16 protein-coding genes are annotated in these 20,868 nt (G+C 57.5%); 5 read left to right on the top strand and 11 right to left on the bottom strand.

All coding sequences use genetic code 11. From position 1 onward, the window contains the following. Positions 1–97 precede the first annotated feature (97 nt). From K1558_RS23455 to K1558_RS23440, 4 genes are all read right to left on the bottom strand, one after another. Complete coding sequence (locus K1558_RS23455) at positions 98–1,261, bottom strand: iron-containing alcohol dehydrogenase (protein WP_238654223.1); 1,164 nt, start codon at positions 1,259–1,261, stop codon at positions 98–100. Positions 1,262–1,652: 391 nt separating this feature from the next. After that, positions 1,653–3,236 carry a UDP-glucose--hexose-1-phosphate uridylyltransferase gene (locus K1558_RS23450; protein WP_238654221.1) on the bottom strand — a complete coding sequence of 528 codons (1,584 nt, stop codon included), beginning with the start codon at positions 3,234–3,236 and terminating at the stop codon, positions 1,653–1,655. Between the two features lie 23 nt (positions 3,237–3,259). Continuing rightward, on the bottom strand, positions 3,260–4,246 hold the full coding sequence (gene galE, locus K1558_RS23445) for a UDP-glucose 4-epimerase GalE (protein ID WP_238654219.1): 987 nt from the start codon (positions 4,244–4,246) through the stop codon (positions 3,260–3,262). A gap of 1 nt (position 4,247) precedes the next feature. Beyond that, positions 4,248–5,426: a galactokinase gene (locus tag K1558_RS23440; RefSeq protein ID WP_238654218.1), complete on the bottom strand. Its 1,179-nt coding sequence runs from the start codon at positions 5,424–5,426 to the stop codon at positions 4,248–4,250. 222 nt (positions 5,427–5,648) lie between these two features. On the opposite strand from K1558_RS23440, the gene K1558_RS23435 reads away from it, so the two are divergent. Then, the gene (locus K1558_RS23435) at positions 5,649–6,506 is read left to right on the top strand and encodes an AraC family transcriptional regulator (RefSeq protein ID WP_238654215.1); all 858 of its coding nucleotides are present in this window, start codon (positions 5,649–5,651) and stop codon (positions 6,504–6,506) included. 62 nt (positions 6,507–6,568) lie between these two features. Here K1558_RS23435 and mgrA read toward each other — a convergent pair whose 3' ends face one another. The 4 genes from mgrA to K1558_RS23415 all read right to left on the bottom strand — a co-directional run bounded on the left by mgrA (position 6,569) and on the right by K1558_RS23415 (position 10,011). Further along, positions 6,569–7,573 carry an L-glyceraldehyde 3-phosphate reductase gene (gene mgrA, locus K1558_RS23430; RefSeq protein WP_238654213.1) on the bottom strand — a complete coding sequence of 335 codons (1,005 nt, stop codon included), beginning with the start codon at positions 7,571–7,573 and terminating at the stop codon, positions 6,569–6,571. A 96-nt stretch (positions 7,574–7,669) separates the two neighbouring features. After that, a complete protein-coding gene (locus K1558_RS23425; RefSeq protein ID WP_238654309.1) occupies positions 7,670–8,410 on the bottom strand; it encodes an NAD-dependent protein deacylase in 741 nt (246 codons plus the stop codon). 35 nt (positions 8,411–8,445) lie between these two features. Next, positions 8,446–9,216, bottom strand: a complete 771-nt coding sequence (locus tag K1558_RS23420) for an HAD family hydrolase (RefSeq protein ID WP_238654211.1) — start codon at positions 9,214–9,216, stop codon at positions 8,446–8,448. A gap of 45 nt (positions 9,217–9,261) precedes the next feature. Then, positions 9,262–10,011 (bottom strand): alpha/beta hydrolase, encoded by a 750-nt coding sequence (locus K1558_RS23415; RefSeq protein ID WP_238654208.1) that lies wholly within the window; start codon positions 10,009–10,011, stop codon positions 9,262–9,264. A gap of 279 nt (positions 10,012–10,290) precedes the next feature. Between K1558_RS23415 and K1558_RS23410 the strand changes: the two genes are divergently transcribed. Together K1558_RS23410 and ilvD are read left to right on the top strand one after the other, a co-directional pair. Then, entirely contained in the window at positions 10,291–11,331 is a 1,041-nt protein-coding gene (locus tag K1558_RS23410) for an acyltransferase family protein (RefSeq protein ID WP_238654207.1), read from the top strand. Positions 11,332–11,671: 340 nt separating this feature from the next. After that, positions 11,672–13,357, top strand: a complete 1,686-nt coding sequence (ilvD, locus tag K1558_RS23405) for a dihydroxy-acid dehydratase (protein ID WP_238654205.1) — start codon at positions 11,672–11,674, stop codon at positions 13,355–13,357. A 273-nt stretch (positions 13,358–13,630) separates the two neighbouring features. On the opposite strand, the gene K1558_RS23400 is transcribed toward ilvD, so the two are convergent. Beyond that, positions 13,631–15,007: a polysaccharide deacetylase family protein gene (locus K1558_RS23400; RefSeq protein WP_238654203.1), complete on the bottom strand. Its 1,377-nt coding sequence runs from the start codon at positions 15,005–15,007 to the stop codon at positions 13,631–13,633. A gap of 190 nt (positions 15,008–15,197) precedes the next feature. Here K1558_RS23400 and K1558_RS23395 point away from each other — a divergent pair, with 190 nt between their 5' ends. Then, entirely contained in the window at positions 15,198–16,439 is a 1,242-nt protein-coding gene (locus K1558_RS23395; RefSeq protein WP_238654201.1) for an AI-2E family transporter, read from the top strand. Here the strand turns inward: K1558_RS23395 and K1558_RS23390 are convergent. Continuing rightward, positions 16,388–18,205 carry a peptidoglycan D,D-transpeptidase FtsI family protein gene (locus K1558_RS23390; protein WP_238654199.1) on the bottom strand — a complete coding sequence of 606 codons (1,818 nt, stop codon included), beginning with the start codon at positions 18,203–18,205 and terminating at the stop codon, positions 16,388–16,390. The two genes, K1558_RS23395 and K1558_RS23390, sit on opposite strands and share 52 nt — an antisense overlap. 194 nt (positions 18,206–18,399) lie before the next feature. Between K1558_RS23390 and K1558_RS23385 the strand changes: the two genes are divergently transcribed. Then, entirely contained in the window at positions 18,400–18,723 is a 324-nt protein-coding gene (locus tag K1558_RS23385) for an LbetaH domain-containing protein (RefSeq protein WP_238654197.1), read from the top strand. A gap of 26 nt (positions 18,724–18,749) precedes the next feature. On the opposite strand, the gene K1558_RS23380 is transcribed toward K1558_RS23385, so the two are convergent. Beyond that, positions 18,750–20,819, bottom strand: a complete 2,070-nt coding sequence (locus K1558_RS23380; protein ID WP_238654195.1) for a methyl-accepting chemotaxis protein — start codon at positions 20,817–20,819, stop codon at positions 18,750–18,752. Positions 20,820–20,868 lie beyond the last annotated feature (49 nt).

Raw genomic sequence — 20,868 nt, 5'->3', positions numbered from 1 at the left:
ACCCAGGCAGGCACCTTATAATGACATGAAAAGCCGCTTCCCCATTGAAACGGCGGGAAAGCGGCTTGTATACAAATTATATAGCTCCTTGCGTGGCTTACAGCGCCATCTTGTAAATCTCTACAACATCCTCTCGCTCCAGCTTGCGGAAGTTGCCGAACGGGCCGAAGCGGACCGCCTTGTCCGCCATAACGCCAATCTCGCTGTCGTCAATATCGTAATCGCCCAGCGTCTTCGGGGCACCGATGGAATCCCAGAAGCGGCGGAGTGCTTCGATGCCTTCGAGACCGGTCTCTTCATCCGTTTTGCCGGCAGGATCAATGCCGAATACGTTCACGGCAAGCTGGCGGAAGCGGGCAGGATTGGTGCTCAGATTATACTTCATCCACTGCGGGAAAAGAATCGCCAGGCCGCCGCCGTGCGGAATATCGTACACTGCGGATACCGCATGTTCGATATTATGCGTAGCCCAGTCACCGGCAAAGCCCATGCTTACCATGCCATTCAGCGCCATCGTTCCGCAGTACATAACCGTCTCGCGCAGCTCGTAATTGTTCAGATCCTCGATCAGCTTCGGCCCGGTCTCGATGACCGTGCGGAGCAGGGTCTCACAGAAGCCGTCCTGTACAGGCGTGTTGCCGTCGGTATGGAAGTAATGCTCCAGCGTATGGGACATAATGTCCACCATGCCGTAGACCGTCTGATCCTTCGGCAGGGAGAAGGTGTTCTCCGGGTCCAGGATCGAGAAGGCCGGATAGGCGTGCACGCTGCCCCAGCCCATCTTCTCCTTGGTCACTTCATTGGTAATCACCGAGCCGTTGTTCATCTCCGAGCCGGTAGCCGCCATGGTCAGCACCGTACCAAGCGGAAGTGCGCCCTGAGGAGCTGCCTTGCGTTCCACGAAGTCCCACATATCCCCGTCGTACTTCGCCCCGACCGCCACCGCCTTGGCACAATCCAGCACGCTGCCGCCGCCGACAGCCAGAATCAGGTCGATGCTGTGCTCACGGCACAAAGCTACACCCTTATGAACCGTGGACAGGCGCGGATTCGGCTCCACCCCGGCCAGCTCGGTAACCGCTGCTCCGGCCGCAGCCAGCTCAGCAATAACATTGTCGTACAGGCCGCTGCGCTTGATGCTGCCGCCGCCGTACATCAGCAGGACGTTCTTGCCGTATTGCGGCACTTCGGTGCGGAGCGCCTGCAGCGTTCCCTTCCCAAATATCAGCTTGGTCGGATTATAAAATTCAAACTTACGCATATGTGTAAACCTCCATGAGTATGTGATTGTGAAGCACTTGTCTATTATAGTCCTCCTGATTGCCTCATTCAAATCGAGCAATGGAGCCAGACGGAGACAGCTTACTCGACTCCTCCACTCGTAAGTGGACTGAGATTCCGTTATCGTGGCAAACCTGATCAACTGACAGGATAAACGGACTGAGATTCCGTTAAGCGCCCTGATACCCGTCATTTTACGCTCAAATGAACAAGATAAGCGCTTCTCAGTCCGCTTCACCCGCAGGCTTCAGTAATCAACCCACAATAGCAGCGCGTATCATCATTAGAGGCGCATATTATCATTTCCCAATGAAAAATGCCCCCGCCGACTCCGGCAGGGACATTCAAAACCAATATACAGCTATACAGCCTCAATTAAACCCGCTGCTGTTCAAGAACCGGCGGAACGCCGCCTGCCCTTCCGGCGTGCGCTTGTAGACACCGGCATGTTCCAGGATATGAGTGAACTTGATGCCCACCTCATTCTGGATGGTCTTCACCGCTTCCTCGCGCCCGAGCGAAGTGCCGAACCGTTCAGCCAGCTCTGTGATCCAGGCGGCATGATGTCCCAGCGGATGATCCGCGCCTCCTGCTTGGACCGCTGCAAGCAGCGCGGTATCGCCCGCCAGTACACCGGCGATGGTATCCAGCTCCTCCTTGAGGCGTCCCGGCAGGATCGCCAGGCCCATCACCTCAATCAGGCCGATGTTCTCCTTCTTGATGTGGTGCATCTCCCGGTGCGGGTGGAAGATCCCCTCGGGATATTCCTCATTGGTCCGGTTGTTGCGCAGCACCAGATCCATCTCGTAGCCGCCGTCTTCCGCGCGGCGGACGATCGGTGTAACCGTGTTGTGCGGCACGGACCCGCCATCCTCTTCGCTGAAGGCCAGCACATCGGCAGCCGGATCGCTATAAGCCTTCCAGGACTCGTAGATGTGATTGCCTGCCTCCAGCAGCACGGCCGGATCCGCCGAGTGCATCCGCAGGACAGACATCGGCCACTTCACGGTGCTCAGGCGGACGCCGGGATATGAAGCGTGGCTGAAGGTATCCTCTGCCGGCGCCTTCTGAATCGGGAACGTATGCCGTCCGCCCTGGAAGTGGTCATGGGTCAGAATGGAGCCGCCGACAATCGGCAGATCGGCGTTAGAGCCGATGAAATAATGCGGGAAGGCCTCCACGAAGCTGAGCAGACGCTTCAGCGTATCCTTGGTCAGCTTCATCGGCACATGATCGTGGTGGAACACGATGCAGTGCTCGTTATAGTACACGTAGGGCGAGTACTGGAAGAACCATTTCTCACCGTTCATTGAGAGCGGAATGATGCGCAGATTCTGGCGCGGCGGGTGATTGACCCGTCCGGCATAGCCGACATTCTCGCGGCAGAGCTGGCATTTCGGATAGACCGGCGGCGGGAGCAGCCGGGCCATGGCGATTTCCTTCGGACTCTTCTCCGGCTTGGAGAGATTGATCGTCATCTCAATCTGGCCGTACGGCGAATCCTGGAGCCAATACACATTCTTGGCTACGCGGTCCATACGGATATAGTTGGAATCAATGCTCAGCTTATAAAAGCGGTCGGTAGCCGCCTGAATCCCCTGCTCCGCCCGGAGCGCGGCAAACTCGGCGTTCACTTCGGACGGACGGGCCATCAGGAGGCCCATAATCTTGGCATCGAGCAGATCGCGGTACGTATCCGTATTCTCCGGGATCAGCCCGATTTCGAACCCGTAGTCAATGAGCTGATCCAGCGGGGCCTGCGGGCTGCTGAGCGGAGCTTCTGCAAACTCACCGGCATACGGCTCGCTGAAGCCGAACTGGTCCAGCAGCTCATTGCGGCTGTAGTCCACATCTGCGGGCTGAATCAGCCCGGAGTGTCCGGCGAACAGGACCAGCTGTTCGATCGCATAGAGCGCCTTCTCAGCGGCGGCAGCCGTCATGTTATCATTCTGCATTTCTTATTCTCCTTATCTTCAGCTTACTCCCCATACCCTTGCGGTTTGGCAGAGTGCCAGTTCCAGGCGCTCTGGATAATGTCCTCCAGACCATCGTGCTGCGGGTCCCAGCCCAGCACCTGGCGGGCCTTCGCAGAAGAAGCTACCAGCACCGCCGGGTCTCCGGCTCGGCGTTCTTGAATTACGACCGGAATCTCCAGGCCAGTGACCTTCTTCGCCGTCTCAATGACCTGCTTCACCGAGAAGCCGTGGCCGTTGCCGAGGTTGAAGACATTGCTGGCGCTGCCGCTGCGCAGATAGTTTACAGCGCGGACATGCGCATCCGCCAGATCGCTGACATGGATGTAATCGCGGATGCAGGTCCCGTCTTCGGTCGGGTAGTCATCGCCGAAGACTGCGATGTTCTCCCGCTGCTTCAGTGCCGCCTGCAGCACCAGCGGAACCAGATGGCTCTCCGGACGGTGGTCTTCGCCGATCTTGCCGCTGGCATGTGCGCCTGCGGCATTGAAGTAGCGCAGGGCCACATATTTCATGCCGAGCACCTTGTCGAACCAGGCCATCATGCGCTCCATGGTCAGCTTGGTCTCGCCATAGACATTCGCCGGCTCCGTGCGGTCGGTCTCCTCAATCGGTACCTTCTCCGGTTCGCCGTAGGTGGCAGCTGTGGAGGAGAAGACGATTTTGTCCACGCCTGCCTGCTGCATCGCTTCGAGAAGACACTGTGTGCCGTAGACATTGTTGTCGTAATATTTGACCGGGTCCTTCATGCTCTCCCCTACGAGGGAGCTGGCTGCGAAGTGAATCACCGCATCGATACTGTTCTCTGCGAACAGCTTCTTCAGCAGCGCCTTATCGCGCAGATCTCCTTCATACAGCTTGCCGCCCAGCAGTGCTTCGCGGTGTCCGGTCACCAGATTGTCCAGCACCACAACCTCTTCTCCGCGCTCCAGCAGCTCCGCCACCGTATGGGAACCGATATACCCGGCCCCGCCTGTCACCAGAATCGCCATCTTAGATCTCTCCCTTCAGTTCTTCAACGCCGTTGCCGATGCTGCATACATAGAATTCACCTGTAAGACCTGTTCTGTTCTTGTAGGCTTCGCCCACTTCCTTAATGAACCGCTCCACATCATCCTCATGCACCAGAGATACCGTGCATCCGCCGAATCCGGCGCCGGTCATCCGTGAGCCGAGGGTTCCCGGAATGCGCTGTGCTTCTTCCACCATCACGTCAAGCTCTTCACAGCTGACTTCATAGAGGTCGCGGAGCGAGACATGGGAATCATTCATGTACAGCCCGAATTGCTTCAGGTCATTCTTCTTCAGCACCTCAACCGAGTCAAGCACGCGCTGGTTCTCTTCCACCACATGGCGGGCGCGGCGGCGGACGGTCTCATCCGGGATGGACGCCTGAAGCTGCTCGAATTGCTCCGGTTTCATCTCCGCCAGATAAGACAGGGCTGGAACCTCCCGCTTCAGAATGGCCAGCGCTTCGTCGCATTGGCTGCGGCGCTCATTGTACTTGGAATCTACAAGGCCGCGCTTCTTATTCGTGTTGCCGATCACCAGCTTATAGCTGCCGGTCACGAACGGCACCAGGCTGTACTCCAAGGTGTCGCACATCAGCAGGATCGCGTGGTCGCGCTTGCCGTTGGCTACGGCGAACTGGTCCATGATGCCGGAGTTCACGCCCACGTACTGGTTCTCCGCACGCTGGGACAGGAGGGCGATCTCTACGGTATCCGTATCCCCGCCAAGCAGCGTCAGGAAGGCGAAGCCGGTCACGACCTCGATCGAGGCCGATGAAGACAAGCCGGAGCCGTTAGGAATCTCGCCGTGGAACAGCAGGTCATAGCCGCCGGATACCGGAGTCCCCTTCTTGGCCAGCTCAACCATGACGCCGATCGGATAGTCTACCCACTCACCAGTCTTGGACTTGCCGATCTCGCTGTAGTCGATAGAAGCTTCATAAGGAAGATTGGTCGAAGCGAACTGCACCTTGCCGTCTGTGCGCGGGCGGACAATCAGTGTCGTTCCGAAGTCCAGTGCGGCCGGGAAGACGTAACCTCCGTTGTAGTCCAGATGCTCTCCGATGAGATTCACACGCCCCGGGGCGTAGAAGACACGGGCCTGCTCCCCGCTCTCCCCGTATTTCTCGATAAATTTGCTGTTAAGCTCCTGTATGCTCATTATTGCCACTCCATCCTTTCGCTGCTTGTGCTTGGGCCTTGCCTTTCACTTGCGTCCTTCATGGTTACATTATAATAAAATCAGACTTGCCCTGATAATGCAATCATGTGTGCAATGTATGGACAAATGTGACTTTTATTCCTATAGTGATTATACCGTGAATTCATGCTGCTCAGGCTGTAAGGCTACGGCAGCGATCCATTCCAGAAAGGCGGACGGCAAATGCAACATACCTATTCCGTAGGATCAAATCCCGTATACTTCGGCCAGCAGCCGCTGCATGTCCTGTTTGCCGGAGAGAGCCAGACCCTGCCGCAGCATCAGGCCGGCCCCAAAATCTATGAATATTATCTGCTTCATTATATTGAATCCGGCTCCGGGGTCTTCCGGACCGAGGAGCGCACCTATGAGCTGGGAGCGGGCAACTGCTTCCTGATCCACCCCGGCCAGCTCGTAAGCTATGTCTCGGATCAGCAGAGGCCCTGGCGGTACCGCTGGGCGGCATTTACCGGGGAAGAGGCCGGAGCACTGGCCCGGCAGGCGGGCTTCACCCCATTGGCCCCGGTGCTGTCCACCACGGGGGACAGTGTCATTCCCGGCGCGCTTGCCGGGATGATGACAGCCTTCTATAACCACACAGAGAGCGCCTCGCTCACAGCCCTCGGCCATCTGTATCTGATCGCAGGCGAGGCTGCTGAGCTGCTGGTCTCCTCATCCCGGCTGCAGGGCGCAGAATCCCAGGTCAAGCGCACTGTGAAGCAGATGATCAACTACATGTCTTCACAGTATGCCCATCCGGTCTCCATTGAACAAATGTGCAGCAGCCTCGGGTATAACCGTGCTTATCTGTCCCGCATCTTCAAGCAGGAGACCGGGCTGTCTCCGGTGACCTACCTGCTGAAGCTGCGGATTGAGAAGTCGCGCCAGCTGCTGCGTGAGCGTCCCGAGCTGTCGGTGGAGCAGGTGGCCGCTTCCGTCGGGCTCACCGATGCCCTGTACTTCTCCCGGCAGTTCAAGCGCTTCTGCGCCCAGTCTCCCAGCGCCTACCGCCTGGCTACGGTGAAGCCAGGCGAGACATGATAGACCAACAGCCCGCTTCCTGTAACCGGAGACGGGCTGTTTCATTCAGAATATGGCTAAGCTCAGGCTTCACTGTCTGTCTTCAGAATCTTCTCAATCCGCTCCAGTTCCTCCTGTGACAGCTCACTCTGGGAGAGTGCGGCAATATTATCTTCAATCTGGCTGACCTTGCTTGCACCTATCAGTGCCGAGGTGACCTTGCCCCCGCGCAGTGTCCAGAGCAGTGCGAGCTGAGCCAGACTCTGGCCGCGCGCTACCGCCAGCTGGTTCAGCGCATGAATCTTGCGCAACACATCCGGGGTAATACCGTTCTCGTTCAGCGCCGCTGATGGTCCGGCGGCGCGGGAATCCGCAGGGACGCCGTTCAGATATTTATTGGTCAGGAGGCCCTGCGCCAGCGGGGTGAAGGCGATCGTCCCTACTCCATGCTCCTCCAGCACATCCTGAAGCCCGCCTTCGATCCAGCGGTCCAGCATGGAATACCTCGGCTGATGAATCAGCAGCGGTGTTCCGAGCTCCTTCAGAATGGCGAGCGCCTGCTGAGTCTGCTCAGCCGTATAATTGGACAACCCGATATAGAGCGCCTTGCCGGAACGGACAGCATAATCCAGGGCGCCCATCGTCTCTTCCATCGGTGTCTCCGGGTCCGGGCGGTGGGAATAGAAAATATCGACATAATCCAGCCCCAGCCGCTTCAGGCTCTGATCCAGACTGGACAGCATATATTTGCGTGAACCCCAGTCCCCGTAGGGACCCGGCCACATTCGGTATCCTGCCTTGGTGGAGATCACCAGCTCATCACGGTAAGGCAGCAGATCACGGGCCAGTACCTTGCCGAACAGCTCTTCCGCCGATCCGGGCGGCGGCCCGTAATTATTCGCCAGGTCAAAGTGGGTAACACCGAGATCAAAAGCGCGGGTAATCATTGCACGGCCGTTCTCATAAGCATCGATGCCGCCGAAATTATGCCACAGGCCCAGTGAGATCGCCGGAAGCTTCAGACCGGAGCGGCCGGTGCGGTTGTAACGCATCCCTTCATACCGTTCATCACTAGCTGTATATCCCATAATCTATCCCTGCCTCTCGTTTCCTGTGTGCTGCAATACCCTATAATAAACGCTTGGCGGAATTTATAATCTTCTTCCTCGCGAAAAGCACGGCGGTTATGCCAGCAGTCCCTGCAGCCTTCCCATTACATCCCCGATCCGCTCCGTTATAATCAGATCGGCCTGCTCGTCGTACGGGGTTGGGTCTCTGTTCAGCAGCACCGTATGCCGGCCGCTGAAATAAGTGACCAGACTGGCTGCGGGATGCACCGTCAGCGAGGTGCCGCCGATGATCAGCAGATCTGCCCGTGCAATGGAGTCCACGGCTTCCACCAGCACTTCTTGGTCCAGCGCCTCTTCATAGAGCACCACATCCGGCTTGATGATGCCGCCGCAGTCCGGGCAGCGCGGTACAGCCTCTGTCATCGCCAGCCATTCCTCCAGGCTGTAATACCGCCGGCAGCCCATGCAGTAATTGCGGTGGATGGAGCCGTGCAGCTCCAGCACCCGGCGGCTGCCCGCGATCTGGTGCAGGCCGTCAATATTTTGCGTGATTACCGCCTTGAGCTTACCTTCATCCTCCAGCTTCGCCAGCAGGCGGTGTGCGCCGTTTGGCTTCGCTTCGGGATGAATCATTTTGCTGCGGTAGAAATCAAAAAAAATGTCCGGTGAGGACATGAAAAAGCTGCGGCTGAGCATCACCTCAGGCGGATAGGGAGAGTTATGCTGGGTCTGGTATAAGCCCGCTGCAGAGCGAAAGTCCGGTATGCCGCTCTCGGTCGATGTTCCTGCACCGCCGAAAAAAACAATATTCCCGCTGTCCTTGATCCATGAAGCCAGTTGCTGAAATTGATCCATAGTCTTCACACGTTTCCTCTCTATACGTTATGAATTCAGATGGTTAGCCTTAGCTCCCCATAACCAGACACCACCACATCGGCATCCAGCAGATGTCCGCCCGGTCCGCCGGGAGAGAGGCCGACAGCAAGCCTCAGCCCGGCCCCTCTGCCAAGCTGCATATCCGCATTGCTGTCTCCGATGATAACCGCCGCCTCCGGCCGCAGGCCCAGCTCGCGGCAGGCCGTCTCCGCCATCTCAGGCGCAGGCTTGCCGTACTTCACCCGGTCACGGGTAACGACTGTCCCGAAGTACCCGGCAATGCCGAGCCACTCCAGATGCTCGCGGGTGGTGGACTGATTGTCCGAGGTCACGACTCCCAGCTTCAAAGAGGCTGCCGCACATTGCTCCAGGAAGGGCAGCAGCCCCGGCACCGGTACAGCAATGCGCTGTCGGCGCAGCTCAGTCATAGCTTCCTTGGATATAGCATTGACCCGCGTCACCGCTTCGTTCCAGGGGACACCGGCCGAATACAGCTGCCAGGCAAGGACCCCGGTTGATTCCTCGGCAGTCGCCATCGAGAGCGGTCCGGCGGGGTCATAGCCGGTGATACGCCCATCCGTGTCATGGGTCGTTCCCAGCACCCGGGCCAGCTCTTCCCGGTGCACCGGCTGGCCCTTGATCAGTGCCAGCTGGCTGCCTAGCCCCTCCAGCACCAGCCCGGCCCAGCTGCCCCAGGTAGCAAGCAGGTCAAGCAGCGTACCGTCCTTGTCGAACAGGATGCCGCTGCAGGGAACCGAATGCTCATGAATATGCAATACAGGCATTCCATCCCTCCTCTGCATTGAGTACATTACGTGCGATCTATATTATTACTTGCTCTGGCGCAGATTGCCCATCCAATCGAGCATGGCCCGCACGGTGCGCGCCTGCTGCTCTTCCTCTGTAATGGTAGCGGTGCCGTCCCCTTTCTGGGGACCGTAGCTTCCGAACTGGGCATGGTTGCCGCCTTCAATGGACACGTATACGGTATTGGACGGGATATAAGCCCGGCCCTTGTTGTAGCTGTCCCGGTCAACCACCTTATCCTCCGTGCCCAGCACAGACAATACGGACAATGTGGTGTCCTTCAGGCTCCCCTTCTCATCCGGATAGGAGGCCAGAAAAAAAACGCCCTCCAGCTGGCCGGCATGCTCCGCAGCGAAGCGCGAAGCCATAACGCCGCCGAGCGAGTGGCCGCCAAGGACGAAGCTCTGCTTCGGATGGACACGGAGAATCTCCTCTGCGGCATCCCCCTTGATCACCGCCAGGTTAAGCGGCATTCTGGCAATATAGAACGGGTGCCCGGCCTGTGCAATGGCTCTGGCCAGCGGGGCATAAGCTTCAGGCTTAACCAGTGCACCGGGATACAGAATGACGGCTGTGCCGCGGGCGGCAGAAGGCTCGAACGAGATCCAGTTGTCGTTCTCCTCCACAGCAATGCTCCCGGCAGAAACCATGGCTGTCTCTGCACGCTCTTCAGGCTTGTACGGGGTCAAATACCTCCATATAAGCACACCTGCAACCATTAAAATAACTACACTTGCTATAAGCACACGGCGTCTGGTAAGGCTTCTTCTCAATAGCGTTCACTCCCGGTATACTGCATACGAAAATTATAAAGTAATCGCAGAAATCAAACAACCTTCAAGAGTTCGCCACAACTCTCCGCAGTGATAGCGCTTACCAAGCTGATCAAAGTGATGAAGTTCACAATTAATCTGCTGCAAATCATGTAGTTTAAAATTAAAGTATCACTCACTGCAATTATAAACGCAATTCACAACGTCCCCCCATAGCTATCCGAAGATGCAATCCCAAAAAGTCAGCCTGTCGCATATCCCATATACGGAGGTAACGTCATGACCCGGGAACGCCCGCTTGACCGGCGCGGAGAGACTTTTTTCCTTAACCTGCGCTTTATGCTTATTGTTACTGTTTTTGTGGCCAATGCGGCCGAACCCCTGATTTCCGCAATGAGCGGGCTGGACACCCTGTACCGTTGGATCTTCAGCTTCCATATGCCGCTGTTTGTGCTGGTAACCGGTTACTTCGCCCGCCCCTCCTTATGCGGACCGGCCGGCCGTAAGGTCCTGCTGCAGATTGGACTGCAATACCTTATTTTTCAGAGCCTGTATTCCGTACTCGACGTCTCGTTCTTCCAGGTCAGCAGCATTCATCACTCCTTTTTCGCCCCCTATCTGCTGTTATGGTTCCTGGCCAGCCATGCCTGCTGGCGTCTGCTGATGCTGGGCATGGGCCGCTGGAGCCGGAGCGCCCAGCTCGCCTTCGCCGTTGCCGCCGGTACGGCTGTGGGTTATCTGCACGTGGACGGCATCTGGTTCAGCCTCAGCCGCACCTTTGTGTACCTTCCTTTTTTTGTAATCGGATATCACTTCTCCTTCGCTGCCTTCCTGAAGCTGTACCAGCGGTATTTCCGGATTCTTGCCGCTGTAATCTCCCTGGTCATGTTCATCGCCATAGGAATGCTGGGCCGCACCCTTCCGCTTGGCTGGTTATACGGAAGCCTGACCTATACGCAGCTTGGCGTCCCTGAGTGGTATGCGGGTGTGTTCCGACTGGGGATATACGCGCTGCAAGCGGTCTCTTCCCTGGGCTTCCTGGCTCTGGTTCCTTACGGGTTAAGCCGCATGACTGATTTGGGCCGCCGCACCTTATACGTCTTCCTGCTTCACGGACTGGTTGTCCGCGCGGCAGCGGCATCCGGCCTGTACGCTTATATCAGCAATCCTGCAGGCGCAGCCGTGCTGATCGCCGCCGCAACAGGATGCACGGTGCTTCTCGCCCTGCCTGCCGTCAGACGTGCGCTGCATCCGCTGGTAGAACCGTCTGTCGGCTGGATGATCTCCCTGCGGCGTGCAGCACTAAGACGTTCACTCTAGTGCTCAGTCTACCCGCCTTGAATCCAGCTACTGCTTAACTGCCGCCTGTCCCGCCGGGATGGGCTTTTCTTCGTTCCAGCACAGGCTTTTCCTTGATTCTTCCTGCGGCAAACTTCACATTGTCCGGTAGAAAAAACAGGCTTTTTGTGATAGACTCTCTATTAACGTTCGTATCCTATTGCCCTTTTTATTTTATAGAACGGCTCTGCCCCACTTCTGTTCAACACAGGAGCTGGACCGTGAACATTCTATAAACCGCAGATTCGCGAATTCCGGGATTGCAATGCGTTAATGCGGCAATATAATTGCTAGACCAATACTTTTAAGGGGAAATGTCATCATGGCAAACAAGAAAATGCGTTCAGACATGATCAAAAAGGGCTTCGACCGCGCTCCGCACCGCAGTCTGCTGCGTGCTGCCGGCGTGAAGGAGGAGGATTTCGGCAAGCCGTTCATCGCGGTCTGCAATTCCTACATTGATATTGTACCAGGTCATGTGCATCTGCAGGAATTCGGCAAAATCGTGAAGGAAGCGATCCGCGAAGCCGGCGGGGTTCCATTCGAATTCAATACCATCGGCGTAGACGACGGAATCGCTATGGGCCATATCGGAATGCGTTATTCGCTGCCGAGCCGCGAGATCATTGCCGATTCCCTGGAGACCGTAGTCTCGGCGCACTGGTTCGACGGTATGGTCTGCATCCCCAACTGTGACAAAATCACCCCCGGCATGATGATGGGCGCCCTGCGCGTGAACATTCCGACCATCTTCGTCAGCGGCGGGCCAATGAAGGCCGGCGTGGACAGCAAGGGCAAGAAGCTCTCCCTGACCTCCGTATTTGAGGGCGTTGGTGCGCATCAGGTCGGCAAGATCAATGACGCTGAGCTGCTCGAGCTGGAACAATACGGTTGTCCTACCTGCGGATCATGCTCCGGGATGTTCACCGCGAACTCCATGAACTGTCTGGCTGAAGCTATGGGCCTTGCACTGCCGGGCAACGGTACGATCCTGGCGGTTGCTGAAGAACGCAGAGAGTTCGTCCGCAGATCGGCCACCCAGCTGATGGAGCTGATCAAGATGGACCTGAAGCCGCGTGATATCGTCACCCAGGAATCCCTCGATAACGCGTTCGCACTGGATATGGCAATGGGCGGATCGACCAATACGGTTCTGCATACCCTTGCCCTGGCTCAGGAAGCAGAGGTCGAGTATCCGCTGGAGCGCATCAATGAAGTTGCTAACCGGGTGCCTTACCTCTCCAAGCTGGCTCCAGCCTCCGATATCTTCATTGAGGATGTGGACCGGGCAGGCGGCGTCAGCGCTGTGCTGAACGAGCTGCTGAAGAAGCCGGGCGCCATCTTCGGCGACTGCATGACCGTTACCGGCAAGACACTGGCCGAGAATGTCCGCGGCCATGAGATCAAGGATACCTCAGTCATTCATACACTGGACAACCCTTATTCCGAAGTCGGCGGGTTGGCTGTGCTCTACGGCAACCTGGCGCCTGAAGGCTCCATCATCAAGGTGGGTGCGGTGGATGCTTCCGTCGGCGGCTATCACAAAGGACCGGCCATCTGCTTCGACTCCCAGGAGGAAGCGCTGGAAGGGATCGCGAATGGCAAGGTCAAGGAAGGCCATGTTGTTGTTATCCGCTATGAGGGTCCAAAGGGCGGCCCGGGGATGCCTGAGATGCTGGCACCAACCTCGCAGATCGTCGGTATGGGGCTGGGCGCGAAGGTTGGCCTGATCACGGACGGCCGGTTCTCCGGTGCATCCCGCGGTATCAGTATCGGCCATATCTCGCCGGAAGCCGCCGAGGGCGGTCCGATCGCCTTCGTGGAGGATGGCGATATCATCGAGCTGGACCTCATCAACCGCAAGATCGAGCTGCTGGTAGACGAGGAAGTGCTGGCGGTCCGCCGCCAGGGCTGGAAGGGCTTCGAGCCGAAGGTGAAGACCGGCTACCTGGCCCGCTATTCCAAGCTGGTTACCAACGCAAGTAAGGGCGGCGTACTGAAGATCTAATCAGTCGCGTATATTGAAGAGCAGTTCCTGCCGCAGATGCGGCCGGGGCTGCTCTTTTTTGTCCCGTACCCCATCACGGCTCGTTATCCTACCCTGATTTTGCCGAAATCAAGTGTACTTGTGCACCTCATTTGTCCACCGAGCCATCGCACCAAAAAGCCCCACCAACCCTCAATGGGCCGGCGGGGCGAATCCTATGATAGCTGTAATAAATTTCTGCGATCAATCTCTGCATTCAATATCTGCATTAAATCACTGCAATCATTGGCTGCTTCAATGAACAACCGTTGCTCCAGGCAGCTCGGCGTTAAGCGCCAGCTCATCTTCCAATATCCGCTCCTGCGGCACCGGCTTCTGCGGACGCTGGTGGTTCATCTGGTCCAGCAGCTGTGATACCGGCATCAGCATCATCTTGGGCACCAGCTGGTCGCTGCGCTCCTTGAGTCTTGCGCCGCCTGACGGATGAATCACGCTCAGCAGAATACTGAGGTAGAACTTGGTGCTGCTGGCGAACAGACCACTAGGCAGATCCAGCACCATGAAGCCGAACTTCTCCGGCCCGCGGTTGATCATGCTGACGCCGTAGAGCGCCTTGGCCTCAGCCAGCTCCACATCACCGGCAATCCGCTCGGCCAGCACCGGCAGATCCTTCTCCATCCGGCGGATCAGGCGGATCGCCAGCTGGGCAGTGGAGCGGGAATGAATCCCCAGCTCGAACAGCTGCCTGTTATCGAAATGCAGCTCAATCACCTTGTCGCCCTTGCTTAAAGTCTCGCCGTTATCCATGTGGACCGTGTGGCCCTGATACTTGCGCAGACGGTAATGCAGGAACGGATCTTCCCTGGAAACCGTCTTGATCTGGAACAGCAGCTGAAAGAGCTTCTCCCAGCCCAGCCATAATCCGACGAGCAGCCGTTTGCCGAACGACAGGCTTGCAACAGGGGAGCTGCGCACCGCCCTGATCATCTCGTCAATCCGTACACTGCTGAGACCGCGGCTCTTGGCTTCCTCCAGCATCCGTTCGAGCGCAATCAGCATATGCTCCGGTGCATTCGGGTCAGCGCCAAGCGTTGTCCCGCAGTCATGCAGCAGCAGGACCTCACCGGGTCCCAGCTTGGCGAGCAGCTTCTCGGTCAGCCGCTCCACCCCAAGCTTCTCTTTCCAGTCGCCGAACATCGCAGACCATAACACAATCTGTACCTGCCGCCGCTTGGAGAAGTCAAACAGATTCACAATTCCCCAGGGCGGACGGTAATACGTGCTGCGCTCACCGGTAATCGCGAAGATAATATCGCTGGTCTGGTCAATCTGCTTCCGCACCGTGGCCGGACGCATAAGCCAATTGGTCTTGTGGACATAATTATGAATCCCGATCAGATGCCCTTCCTCATGCATGCGCTTGATAATCTCGGGATGCTGCTCCGCATGGGAGCCAACTACGAAGAAGGTAGCCTTCGCCCCGTAGCGCTTCAGGAGATCGAGCAGTAAAGGCGTGTAATGCGGATCAGGGCCGTCATCGAAGGTTAAGCAGTAGTCCGTGCGGCTGATTCCTTTGCGGAAGACACGATAGCCGAACAGGCGGCTGATCATGCCGGGAATAAAAGCATAAAAGGTAGAAATGTAAAATAGCCAGAGCAGCAAAGTCTGCATGTATATTCACCGCTTTTCCTGAGTTGACTTTGGCTCGCCCTACGTCTGCATAAAAAGAAGTGATACGGCCAAAAGCATCACCCCCTATTTTAACACAGGTATCAAAGAAATAGACGGTTTTTATTAAAATCGTGTACAATGGGTGGAAGGTCGGACTACAAATCATTTAAAAAAGGGGTCGTTTATATCTATGCTGCCACTGTACAAAAAATATTGGCGCACCTTTTTCGACATCGGGCTGGTCATTCTTACGGTATACCTCGTGATGCTTGCCTTCAGCAAGCTGTACCAGCTGGCCGCGCCGGTGTTCCTGTCTTTTTTTGTATTTCTGCTCATTGAGCCGCTGGCCCGCTTCCTGAACCGTAAGGGGATGGCCAAGCCTTTTGCCTCCGCGATCTCTGTGGTGTTGTTCCTGGTCATTCTGCTGGGCGTGCTGTTCGGTGCCGGGCTGCTGATTACGACCCAGGTGATCCGCCTTCAGCATAATCTGCCTCAATATACATACATTGTACAGCAGCAATTCACCGAAACGACCAACTATCTTCAGCATAAAATTGATGCGCTTCCCGCCGACATGACGGAGAAGCTGAACGGTTACTTCACGGATGCCACCAATATTCTCTCAAAGTGGATGGTCACCTTCTTCAAATATATGGTCGGGGTGCTCGGTTCTTTCTCTTCCTTCATGGCTAATTTCGGGATTGCGATCATTCTCGCCTTCTTCCTGAGCATGGAGATCAAGGACTGGCGCAGAATCGCCCATGAGAAGCTGCCGAAGACGTTCAAGACCGCTTACGCCTTCCTGCAGGGGAATGTGTTCAAGGCCATCGGTTCGTATCTAAAAGCCCAGCTGATCCTGATCAGTATCACCTTTGTGATTATTCTTGCCGGCCTGCTGATTCTCCGCACGGGCAATGTGCTCACCATAGCCCTGGTCTGCGCGCTGGTCGACGTGCTGCCGCTGCTCGGCGTACCGGCGGTGCTGATCCCCTGGATCATCTATCTGTTCATCGTCGGCAACACGCCGCTGGCGATTGGCCTAATCGTGCTGCTGGCGGTGGTGATGGTGGTAAGACAGCTGCTTGAGCCCAAAATCACCGGGAATTCGATCGGCGTCTCCTCCGCCTTCCTGATGCTCTCGTTCGTCATTCTGTCTTCGTCCCTGTTCGGCATCGCCGGGCTCATCCTGTCGCCGATTCTGCTGATTCTCCTGAAGGAGCTGATCCAGCAGGGTTACCTGCAGCAGTGGATTCACCTGCCGGAGGAGGAATTCGTCGTATCCCCCTTCGCCGCCTCTCAGGCCTCGACTGCAGGCGGTCCGGTAAGCGGTAATCCGGCACCGGAGGTTCCTTCGGACCCGGTACCCGCCGCGCCGGGCACTCAGGCTCCGGTAGACCCCGGCTCCGGCTCAGACAACAATCCAAACACCTGACCGAACAGCCGGGTGGCCAGATGCGGACTGCCCGGAGCAACATTCTCAATTGCAACAGACACCGCATAACGCGGCTTGTCGACCGGGCCGTAACCGATGAACCACTGATTGTTGCGGGCAGCGCCCTGGACCAGCGTCTGGGCCGTGCCTGACTTGCCTGCGAGCGGCCAGCGGGAACGGTTCAGGCTTCTGCCGGTCCCCTCCGTCACCACACTTCGCATCATATCCAGCAGCACATGCGCTGTGGCCTTAGAGATTCTGCCGCCCGGCGCAGGTGCCAGATGTGCCGGAAGCTCCTTCAGCGTCTGCCCGTTGGCAAAAGCAACCCGCTGCAGAATCCGCGGCGCCCGGACCTCACCGCCGTGCAGCAGCGTAACCACCAGATTCGCCGCCTGCAGCGGAGTGATCCGTACATCGCGCTGCCCGATGGCAGTCTGGACCCTGGCCCCGCCGTCATCGGGCAGCAGGGTAGTGAAGATCGTTCCCGGCTGCTCCCCGGAGAGCGGGCGGAGCAGGGACAGGCCCAGTGTATTCTCGGCCTGCCACCCGATATCCCGGCCCAGCCCCAGCGCAAGCGCAGCCGACTGGAGCTGCATCCCGCTCAGCCGCTCGGCCAGCGTGGCGAATACCGTATTACAGGACACGGCGAATCCTTGCGCCATCGTAAGGGCGCCGTGTCCTTTGCCGTGCAGGCAGGTCAGCCCGTATTTGCCGTAGTCCCCGCTGCAGAAGAACGGCTCCGCCGGTTCCGTCAGCCCGGCCTCCAGTGCCGCAGCAGCCGTTACGATCTTGAATATTGAGCCGGGGGCTGCCGCCTGCAGCGCACGGTTATTCCATTCCCCGCCCAGCGGAGAGATTTGCTGCGGATTATAAAAAGGCAAGGAGACCATCGCTGCAATATCCCCGGTCTCGCTGTCCAGTACAACAATCGCCCCTTCCTTCACACCCGCTTCTCTGGCAAGCTGTTCAATGCCCTCCTGCAGCCTAAGATCAATGGTGGTATACAAAGACAATGGATAGTAAGGATTACCCGGTGCCTTAATCGTGATCGGGCTGCCCGGAACCCGGTTGCCGCGCGCATCCACCTGTGCCACCGCCTCGGTGTGCCCTACGCCCTGCAGCAGCGGCTCCAGCGTCTTCTCCAGCCCGTCAGTCCCTGTTCTTGGAACTCTCAGGCCGGTGGGCGATTGCCGGAGCGCTTCGCCCGATGCTTCCGAGAGGTACCCGAGCCATTGCCTGCCGGTAGAGAGGCCATCATACCGGCGGGCGAACGGCAGCGCCCTTACGCCGTCAAGCTTCAGCCCTTCCACCTCCCTGGCCTGCGGCAGGGTCAGGGCTAGCGGAGCCTTTCCCTGGCCGGAGGGCCAGAGCAGAGGCTCCTTCAGCCCGGTGCGCCGGGCCTTCAGCTCACTGAAGCTGACGCCGAGAATCTCGGCCAGCCGGTGCAGCTGCCGGTCATCCTTCGTAGCTTCCGCACCGTGCTGGCCGGGAAGCTTCTCCTCCGGCGGGAAGAGCGCAGCCGTCCAGACCGTCTCACCGGCCAGCGCTCTTCCATGCTTGTCATAGAGCCGGCCCCGCCCGCTGTCCAGCACTGTCTCCCGCTCACTCTGGATTTCTGCCATCTGAGTCATGGTGTACCGGGTACCGTTGACCCGCTGATCCTTCAGCAGCAGCTGTACCCAGGCCAGCCGGATCATAAGACCGGCCAGCAGAATACACAGGATCGCCCCTCCCCAAAAGATACGTATATGAATCCGCTTGTGCAAATGCTATTCCTCCATCCAGTGGGCTGAAAACCATGGCTATTAGTATACCCAGCTCTAAAAGCAAAATAACCCTAACGGGTAACGATGCTGATGCCTCATGCCACGCATTGGCAGTCCTTCACGTTTCTTCATCTGCTGCATTCTGGCGGGCGCTAGCGTTAACCAGGGGAGCGGCGCCGCACGGGGGAGTTTGGATGCCACACGCCCCGCACCGGGCCAATGTAATCGGTTTTTCGATTACATTCGGTCCGTACGCCACCATCCGATGCAATGTAATCGGTTTTTCGATTACATTTGGTCCGCATGCCACCATCCAGCGCAATGTAATCGGTTTTTCGATTACATTGGGCCTGCACGCCACCATCCGGCGCAATGTAATCGGTTTTTCGATTACATTCGGTCCGTACGTCACCATCCAGCGCAATGTAATCGGTTTTTCGATTACATTCGGCCTGCACGCTGCCCCCGGTCTCATTGTGTTCGGTTTTTCGCAAACAAAAAAACCGCCCTCCACTTAGGAAAGCGGCCTTATATAGAATTAAGCTCACACGCTGAATTTGGATAGCCGTTCTTCGAGCCGGGCAGACGCGCCTGCTAACCTGGCGGAGAGATTAACCAGATATTCGCTGACGTTCTCCTGCTCTCCGGTAAGGGAGGCCACCTCCTCGGAGGCGGCGGAGGACTCTTCGGCGAAGGAGCTGACATTGCCGATGGTCTCCGACAGCACCTTCTGCGAATGGTCCAGTCCGTCAATGGAGGCTGATACCGAATCCAGCCGGGTAATGAGCTGATGCATCTGCCCCTGGACGTTAACGAAGATGTCGCTGGCATCCTGAACATAGGCGATCTGCTCCCCGAACAGCGGAGCCACCTCGGTCAATGCCTCTACCGTCTCATGAATGTCCTTACGGATGCTGTCCGTAATCCCGGCCACAACTTCAATCGAGCGCTTGGACTGCTCCGCCAGCTGCCGGATCTCGTCGGCGACCACAGTGAAGCCTTTGCCGGCCTCGCCTGCCCGGGCCGCTTCAATGGAAGCGTTCAGGGCCAGAATATTGGTCTGCTGGGCAATACCCTGCATGACCTCCAGCACTTGAATGACGGACGAGGCCGAGTTCTTGAGCTCGTTCACCTTAATCACCAGATGGCCGGTTCTATCACCTGTCTCCTGTGTCCGGCCCAGCAGCTCCTGCAGCTTGACTACCCCCTCGCTGCTCGCCTGCTCGACCTGATGGGCTGTTCCGCCGATCTCATGGGCCGCCGCCGTAACCGCATCCATCCGCTCGGTAATCAGCGCAGTCATCTCATTGCCGCGGTCTGCCTCCAGCGACAGGCTGCCTGCGCCTCCGGCAATCTCTTCCGTGGCAGCAGCGATATCCTTCGCAGCCACCGCTGTCTCATGGGAGGCCTGGCTCAGGGAGTCCGCTGTCTCCAGCACCTCCCGGGCCGTCTCATTAGTGTGGACGACCAGCTCGGTGATCTGCTCCATCATCGTATTGAAGGAGCCCGACAGCTGGCCGATCTCATCCTGGGAGACCGTCTGTGTGCGCACACGCAAATCCCCCGCTGCGCCTCGGACCATCAGATCCCGCAGGCAGGAGAGCGGCCGGGAGACCATCCGTACCATCCAGAAGCCGATCAGAACAGCTACGGCAGCAGCGGCAGCCACCGCGATGTAGGTGGTATTCAGAATCCGCCCTGCATCCTTGATCAGATTCGCCGAAGGCACTACCCCGAGCAGCCTCCATCCGGAGCTCTGCAGCGTACCGTATACGGCAAGAATAGAGTTGCCCTGCTCGTCCTTGGTCGGCAGCGAGCCGGCGCGTTCGCTGAGGCCCTTGAATAAGGTTCCGCCCAGACGCAGATAGGTATCGGTGCTCTCATGCTGGGAAGAAGCGATCAGCTCATCTCTGGCCGTTAACAGCTGGACATACGAATTCTGGCCCAGATCCACCATGCCAAGATGGCTGTCCAGTTCGGTGGACTTGATGTCGCAGACAGCCAGATAGCCGGAGCCCCCGGCTTCGGCAACCGCTGACTTGGCGAAGCGCAACACCCCGGAGGCTTCACCCTGCCCCAGCGCCTCTGTGATCCACAGCTTCTGCGGCTCCTTCTGCAGCTGCTTGTACCAGTCAGTGCTGCGGGCCCCTGCCAGGAATTCCTGGTCGGATGCACCGGCGGCCGCTACAGGCAACGCTTCATTCAGCGGAATCAGATAGACAGCCTGCACACCGGACACAGCGGAGAGCCATTCGCTCAGTTCCGCGGTAATCCTATTGAACCGTTCAATGCGCTCCTGAGAACCTGCAGGGGCAAGGCTTCCCTTAGAGAGAGCCTCCTGGACGTCCTTGTTATAGAACAGCTGGCCGAGATTATCCTCGTAGCGCTGCAGAACCACATCCAGCTTCTCGGCGGTCTGCTCAACGGTCTGCTGGTTAGCAGACAGGGCATTGTTCTCAATCGTATGTTTGGCAACGGAGTAAGAGGTGTAACCCAGAGACAGCACAATTCCCATGGTCGCTATGAAAAACACGAGAAAGAGCCGCATCCCCAGCGACTTGGAGGGACGCAGCCGAGTAAGCAAACGTTTACTTCGAACTGTTGACTTGCTCAAAAAATCACCGCCAGATTCTATGTATTCTTGATATTCATAACTTTATATA

It is taken from the genome of Paenibacillus piscarius, from assembly GCF_022234545.1.
Classification (GTDB): Bacteria; Bacillota; Bacilli; order Paenibacillales; family Paenibacillaceae; genus Paenibacillus_AQ; species Paenibacillus_AQ piscarius.
This window is presented reverse-complemented; position numbering and strand designations above follow the sequence as displayed.